Here is a 6,692-nt window from a genome sequence, read left to right on the forward strand (position 1 = left end):
GGCGAAGACCGTGATCGAGCGGGAGCTGCGCAAACGCTACGGGGCTGACTACCAGGTGCTGTGCGCGGGTTCGGGCGCGGCCGGACTGCAGGCGCTGGAGCAGATCGGGGCGCGTGGCGAACAGGTGGCGCTGGTCCTGGCCGATCTGCGGCTGCCCGACATGAGCGGGACCGAGCTGATGGCCAGGGTGCACGGGCTGGACCCGGCGGCCAAACGGGCCCTGCTGACCGGCTGGGGTGACCGGCAGGTTGGGGATCAGCTGGTCCGTGCGGCCGTCCTTGGCCAGGTCGACGACTGGGGCCTGAAGCCCTGGCAGCCCGGTGACGAAGGCTTCCACCAGCTGGTCGTCGGCCTGCTGTACGAGTGGGCGCAGCTGTACCGTCCCGGGTTCCAGGCCGTCCAGGTGGTCGGCGAGCAGTGGTCGGCCCGCGCCCATGCGATCCGGGACCTGCTGGCCCGTAACAAGGTCCCCTTCGGCTTCCTGCCGGCTGACTCCGAGGAAGGTCGCGCGCTGCTGGAGCGGGCCGGCGCAACCGCCCAGCAGCTCCCGGTGGTGGTCACCTTCGACGGCCTGGTCCTGCCCGATCCCTCCGTCGCCGAGGTCGCCGAGGCGCTGTCGGCCCCGACCCGACCGGCCGCGGCAGCCTATGACGTCACCGTGGTCGGTGCGGGCCCGGCCGGGCTGGCCGCGGCCATGTACGGTGCGTCGGAGGGGCTGGGCACGCTCGTGCTCGAGCCGGAGGCGACCGGCGGGCAGGCCGGGACCAGCTCCATGATCCGCAACTACCTGGGGTTCCCCCGCGGCATCAGCGGCACCGAACTCGCCTACCGGGCCTTCCATCAGGCCCTCGGGTTCGGCGCCGACATCGTCTACGGCCAGCGGGCGGTCGGCCTCCACGTCGCCGGGCCGGACCGGGTGGTGACCCTGGGCGACGGGACCGAGGTGACCAGCCGGGCGGTGATCCTGGCCACCGGGGTGAGCTGGCGGCGGCTGGGCGTGCCCAGCCTGGAGGCGCTGGTCGGGGCGGGGGTGTTCTACGGCGCCGCCACCTCTGAGGCCGTGGCCATGAAGGACGAGCGGGTGTTCGTGGTGGGTGGGGGCAACTCCGCCGGCCAGGCGGCGGTGCACCTGGCCAGCTACGCCGCCCAGGTCACCATGCTGGTCCGCGGGCCCTCGCTGGCCGAGACCATGTCCGACTACCTGGTCCGCGAGCTGGAGGCGACGGCCAATGTCACCGTCCGCTACAACACCGAGGCCGTCGACGGCCACGGCGATGGCCGGCTCTCCGGCCTGACCCTCGAGGACCGCACCTCGCGGGCGACCGAGACCGTGCCGGCGACGGCGCTGTTCATCCTCATCGGGGCCGAGCCCCACACCGGCTGGCTCCCCGACACCCTCCGGCGGGACCGGTGGGGGTTCGTGATCACCGGCACCGACCTGCTCCAGGACGGCCAGCCGCCGGCCGGCTGGCCACTGGACCGGCCCCCGATGCCGCTGGAGACGAGCCTGCCCGGCGTGTTCGCGGCCGGCGACGTCCGCCACGGGTCGACCAAGCGGGTCCCCGGCGCGGTCGGGGACGGGTCGGTCGCCATCCGCCTGGTCCACGAGCATCTCACCTATCGATAGGGACGCCTCCCCTCAGGCGGCCACCTGGCCTGCCGCCGGGTCGCCTCGATGGCGAGTTGCAGCAAGATCTGAAGCCTCATACAGCTGGACCTGCAGGTCCGCCCCCGATACCACGGCCAGGTCCCGGGGCGGTCGCATCAGGGGAACCTGGCCTACCAAGCCAGTAAGCGCCCCCGAATTCTGTTCGCGGCGGTAGGGCACGATGCCGATACCATGGCCGAGCAGCTTGACCCGAAGACCACCGCCGTGACGGCCTGTGGGACACTGCCAACAACAGGAACTATGCTGGCCAAGTCGCTGATGAGGAGCTCGGGTGGACAAGGTGCGGGCGCGAGCCCTGCTGGATCAGGAGCGTGGCCGACTCGAGCAGCTGGGTCGAGCGGTGGCTCGCGACCACGACGACGCGGTTGCCTCGTCCAGGCCTGAGGACCAGGTGGACGGCGCCGAACGCCGGGTCACCGAGGAGACCAGCCAGGCCCTGAGTGAGCGGCTGCGCGACCGGTGGGCCGCCCTGGAGCGAGCGGAGGCCCGCCTGACGGCGGGCACCTATGGTTTCTCGATCCTGAGCGGTCGACCCATTCCCGACGAACGGCTGGAGGCGTTCCCGCTGGCGGAGCTGACCGTCGAGGAGGCAGCCGAGCGGGACCAGGACCTGGGCGGGAGGCGTGAACCGGAGTCCAGGATGGGCCCGTCGAGCGATCCCTTCCGGGTGTTCGATGACCCGGCCGCCCAAGACGATGGGCTGGTCGAGGACGACGGGAGCGATGACGAGCCGGTTCCTGGGGCCAACCTCGGCGTCCGAACCACCCCCGAGCCCTGACTTCGTCAAGGATCGGCTCCGCCTTTGTGACCTCGCGGCCACCCAGCGACGTTGCGACGGCCCCGGCTCTCTCGGGTGATGTCGCCTCAGGCCGGTGCGAGGGTTGTCTGCCGGTCGACCTGGAGCTCATGGACGTGCAACCGGTTGACCTCGAGCTGCTCGACCTTGAGGTGTCGGACAACCGCTCGCCCGACCGCAAGCCGGCCAATGGCCAGGGCGCCGAAGGTACCGGGCACGTCGTTCCTGTTACCTCCAGGGCTACCATGTGCATGCCACGTGTGGGTATCAGGAACGGGGCAGAGCATGACAGAGCGGGTTCCCGAGAACCTGACCGAAGCTGAAGTGGTTGACCAGCCGGAAGTCGGCGGCTCGGAAAACGAGGGCGACGGCGCGAGCGAGGTCGACCGCTGGGAGGACGAGGGCGGGCACGACCGCGCCGGCTGAGCCTTCCGGCTTGTAGCGGCACGCCGACAACCCCCTGACCCCTCAGGGCCTGATCGGCCTGACCGTACTGGGCCACGCTGATCCGGGCTGCTCAGCCGAGGCGCCGACCTGGGTGTTGTCGCTACAGTCCAGCCATGAGAGCAGCAGTCCGCACCAGCTACGGTCCGCCGGACGTGGTTCGGATCTCAGCAGTGGAAAAGCCGGCCGCCAAGGACAACCAGGTCCTGGTCAAGGTTCACGCCACGACGGTGAATCGGACCGACTGCGGTTTCCGGGCAGGCACGCCCTTCTTCGTGAGACTCTTCACCGGGCTCATCAGGCCGAAGGTGACGATCCTCGGCAATGAGTTCGCCGGGGAAGTAGAGACGGTGGGCAGCGGCGTCACGTCCTTCCAGGTCGGTGACCGGGTGTTCGGATACAGCGGACTGCAACACGGAAGCCGGTTCGGTGCCCACGCTGAATACCTGGCGATTGCCGAAGACGGTTCGCTCGCCACCATGCCGGCGAACCTGACCTACGAGGAGGCCGCTGCCAGTACCGAGGGTTCGCACTATGCCCTCTCGCTGATCAGGAAGTCCAAGATCCGAAGCGGCCAAGACGTCCTGGTCAACGGGGCGACCGGAGCCATCGGCTCGGCGGCGGTCCAGCTGCTGAAGAGCATGGGCGCCAAGGTGACCGCGGTCTGCGACACCAAGAACGTGGAGCTGGTCAAGGGCTTGGGCGCTGACCGGGTGATCGACCATACGGCCGAGGACTTCACCAAGGACACCCAGACCTATGACGTGGTCCTGGATGCGGTGGGCAAGAGCTCGTTCGGCCGCTGCCGGCGGCTGTTGAAACCGCGCGGGATCTACCTCTCCTCGGACTTGGGTCCACTGTCCCAGAATCCGATCTTGGCGCTCATCACGCCGCTTCTTCCTGTCAAGAGGGTCATGTTCCCCATTCCGAGGGACGACCAGGAGATGGCGAGGTATTTCTGGGTCATTGCCAGATCGGGTGATCTGTCGCCGATCACGTGGTCTGCCATCCGGTCCTCACCCAGCAGCGCCGCCTGGGAGTGCGCTGACGCTCGATACGGCCTATCGTGCCGGCTGACTGCCTTCGACGCCCCCGTCACCATCTCCGGGCGGGTCAACGGCGACGTGGTCGTGTTCAACGGCCGGGTCGAGCTGCGCTCAGGGGCCAATGTCACCGGCGACGTCGTCTCCCCAGCAGGCCCCGGTGGTCGCCTCGGGCGCGACCATCGGCGGGACCAGCAAGCGCCTGCAGACCAACACCAACTGGGAGGGGTTCGGCTGGGTCGGCCGGCTGGGCTGGTGGCTGGCCGTGTCGGTGTCGACTCTGGTGGTCGGACTGGTGCTGGTGTGGCTGGTCGGGCGGATGCGGCCTGGATCGTTGGCCGGCGGGTCCTCCGTGAGCCGACCGCCTGGGTTCCTTGCGTTCCTGGTCGGCTGGGGCATCCTGCGGGTGCTGGCCCTGATCCCCGTCCTTGGTGGCCTGGTCTGGTTCGCCGCGGTGGTGTTCGGTCTTGGCGCGCTGCTGGTGGCCATCTGGCGAGCCCGGACAACCTGCCGTCCGGGCCCCGACAGCCGCCTGACCCCTTCCGCCGTCAGCCAGAGTCCCACGACCCGCTGGATCACGAGCTACGGTGTGGGCGCTGTGCTGCGGTCAGGCGGTGAGCAGGAGGCCGATGCCGAGGGCCAGCAGCCACACCGACCAGCCGATGTAGGCGACGGGGACCAGGGCCCCGGCCAGCCTCCAGCCCTGGGGCTCGAAGGGGCCGACGAACTCCAGCGAGCCGAGCACGAACAGCGGCGCCAGCACCAGCCCGACGACCCCGAACAGCGGATGCACGACCTCGGACTGGATGAGGGCGACGCCGGCCAGGGCGGTCCATAGCCCGGTGAACAGATAGCCCAGCTGCTCCCCGACGGCCACCCCCAGGTAGCGATTCAGGCTCTGGAAGACGACCTCGACGGCCTCGCGGGTGGCCGGGGTGGTCGCCGGGTCAGCGGCCAGGCGGGCCAGATGGGGAACGGCGAACGGCCAGCGGACAAGGCCCAGGAACTGGACCAGGGCGGCCAGCAGCCCGAGGGCGGTGGCCAAGGCCAGGACGGTCGGGTCGGCGTCGGCCAGGGTGGCCGACACCAGGACCACGGCCGGGGCGAGCAGGACCGCGTTCATGGCCAAGCCCCACCAGAGCAGGACCAGGCGGCTGCCCCCGGCGCTGAAGCGCTCCAGGACCTGGCCGGTTGGCTGGCGCAGGATGTCGGGGTAGTCGAAGCCGCGGGCGAGCAGGGCGTAGAGGCCGTTGTAGGCGACCGGCAGGACCAGCAGCAGCAGGCCGGTCAGCACCTGGGTGGTCAAGAGAGGTCCTCCCGTGCCGGGGCTTGGGAGCCTACCCCGATCAGCGGGCGACCTGGATCGTGAGGAGCCAGGCTGACCGTCGGCCACCCAGCATGTCAACAGATGTGACGACAGGACTGGATCCTTGTGGGGATCGACGAGGATACGACCGGCCACCTTCTGCCACCGTGGTCGACGCGAACCAGACTGGGTGGCCGCCCGCACGCCGACCCGTTTGACTCGGTTCGGCGTCACCGCGACGCTGGCTGCTCCTGTTGTCGCAGGCGTGGCCGGCAGCGCGGCGGTAGTGAGAACCCGCGTTGCCGGGCGTCGCGCCTGTGGATTCGAGAGAGAGGTGGGTCGTGATGAGCAACAGCCGTAACGCGGGCGCGGCCGCCGGCGGCGGCGCCATCTACGGACTGGGCATCTTCGGGGCCCTGGTGTACTTCTGGCAGCAGGCCGACAGGTTCTGGGAGCACCTGCTGGCGGTCTTCCAAGGCCTGTTCTGGCCGGCATTCATGGTCTACGAGGTCTTCCAGGCGCTCGGCCGCAGCGGATGACTGACGAGGTGCTACCCCGGATCACAGTCGGCGGTTGCGGGTGCTGCTCGGACACAGGAGGCCCAGATGACCAGGACCACGCCGGCCAGCCTTGCCGTGCGATGACCCGGGTCGACTCGTCACCGGGGCCAATCGCGGCATCGGCCGGGAGCTGGCCAGGCAGGTGGCGGCGCGGGGCGACACCGTGGTCCTGACCGCCCGCGACCTCGGGAAGGCCGAGCGGGCCGCGGCGGCGATGCCGGGCCGGGACCGCGTGCTGGCCCGGCGGCTCGACGTGACCGACCCGGCCAGCGTCGAGGAGGTCGCCGCCGACCTCGACCGCCGCTACGGCCGGCTGGACGTGCTGGTCAACAACGCCGCCATCCACTACGACACCTGGCAGCGGGCCACCACCGCCCACCTCCGGGTGGTCAGGGAGGCGCTGGAGGTCAACCTGCTCGGCGCCTGGCAGGCCAGCCTCGTCCTGCTCCCGCTGCTGCGGGCCAGCGGCCACGGGCGCATCGTCAACGTCTCCAGCGAGGCGGGGTCGCTGGCCGGCATGGGCGGCGGGGGCGCGCCCGCCTACAACGTCTCCAAGGCGGCGCTCAACGCCCTCACCCGCATGCTCGCCGGCGACCTGCGGCGGGACCGGGTTCTCGTCAACGCCGTCTGCCCGGGCTGGGTGGCCACCGACATGGGGGGTCCCGGCGGGCGGCCGGTCGCCGAGGGGGCGGCCAGCGTGCTGTGGGCCGTGGATCTGCCCGACGACGGACCCAGCGGTGGCTTCTACCGCGACGGCCGTCCGGTCCCCTGGTGACACCCCGCCACACCTGCGACGGTGCTGTTGGAGCGCTCCGACGCGATGAACGAGCTGGACGGGACGCTGGCTGGGATCGCGTATGACGTCGCCCGCCAG

General features: G+C 70.5%; 7 protein-coding genes. 6 read left to right on the forward strand and 1 reads right to left on the reverse strand.

Annotation, left to right across the window (positions count from 1 at the left end):
- The 4 genes from VF468_00135 to VF468_00150 all read left to right on the forward strand — a co-directional run.
- Positions 1–1,627: FAD-dependent oxidoreductase (locus VF468_00135; protein HEX5876734.1), on the forward strand; the 1,627-nt coding region annotated here is incomplete at its 5' end.
- Between the two features lie 313 nt (positions 1,628–1,940).
- On the forward strand, positions 1,941–2,447 hold the full coding sequence (locus tag VF468_00140; GenBank protein ID HEX5876735.1) for a hypothetical protein: 507 nt from the start codon (positions 1,941–1,943) through the stop codon (positions 2,445–2,447).
- Between the two features lie 303 nt (positions 2,448–2,750).
- On the forward strand, positions 2,751–2,891 hold the full coding sequence (locus tag VF468_00145) for a hypothetical protein (GenBank protein HEX5876736.1): 141 nt from the start codon (positions 2,751–2,753) through the stop codon (positions 2,889–2,891).
- Positions 2,892–3,082: 191 nt separating this feature from the next.
- Positions 3,083–4,570, forward strand: coding sequence for a zinc-binding dehydrogenase (locus VF468_00150; GenBank protein ID HEX5876737.1), 1,488 nt, complete (start codon positions 3,083–3,085; stop codon positions 4,568–4,570).
- Here VF468_00150 and VF468_00155 read toward each other — a convergent pair.
- Positions 4,560–5,258, reverse strand: a complete 699-nt coding sequence (locus VF468_00155) for a DUF4386 domain-containing protein (protein HEX5876738.1) — start codon at positions 5,256–5,258, stop codon at positions 4,560–4,562. The two genes, VF468_00150 and VF468_00155, sit on opposite strands and share 11 nt — an antisense overlap.
- Positions 5,259–5,602: 344 nt before the next feature.
- Here VF468_00155 and VF468_00160 point away from each other — a divergent pair, with 344 nt between their 5' ends.
- On the forward strand, positions 5,603–5,797 hold the full coding sequence (locus VF468_00160; GenBank protein HEX5876739.1) for a hypothetical protein: 195 nt from the start codon (positions 5,603–5,605) through the stop codon (positions 5,795–5,797).
- Between the two features lie 91 nt (positions 5,798–5,888).
- Positions 5,889–6,593 (forward strand): SDR family NAD(P)-dependent oxidoreductase, encoded by a 705-nt coding sequence (locus VF468_00165; GenBank protein HEX5876740.1) that lies wholly within the window; start codon positions 5,889–5,891, stop codon positions 6,591–6,593.
- The last annotated feature ends 99 nt before the right edge of the window (positions 6,594–6,692 follow it).

The organism is Actinomycetota bacterium (assembly GCA_036280995.1).
Classification (GTDB): domain Bacteria; phylum Actinomycetota; class CALGFH01; order CALGFH01; family CALGFH01; genus CALGFH01.

Coding starts and splice junctions, on each gene's coding strand:
- VF468_00160 (HEX5876739.1), top strand. CDS start 5,603: ATGAGCAACAGCCGTAACGCGGGCGCGGCCGCCGGCGGCGGCGCCATC.
- VF468_00145 (HEX5876736.1), top strand. CDS start 2,751: ATGACAGAGCGGGTTCCCGAGAACCTGACCGAAGCTGAAGTGGTTGAC.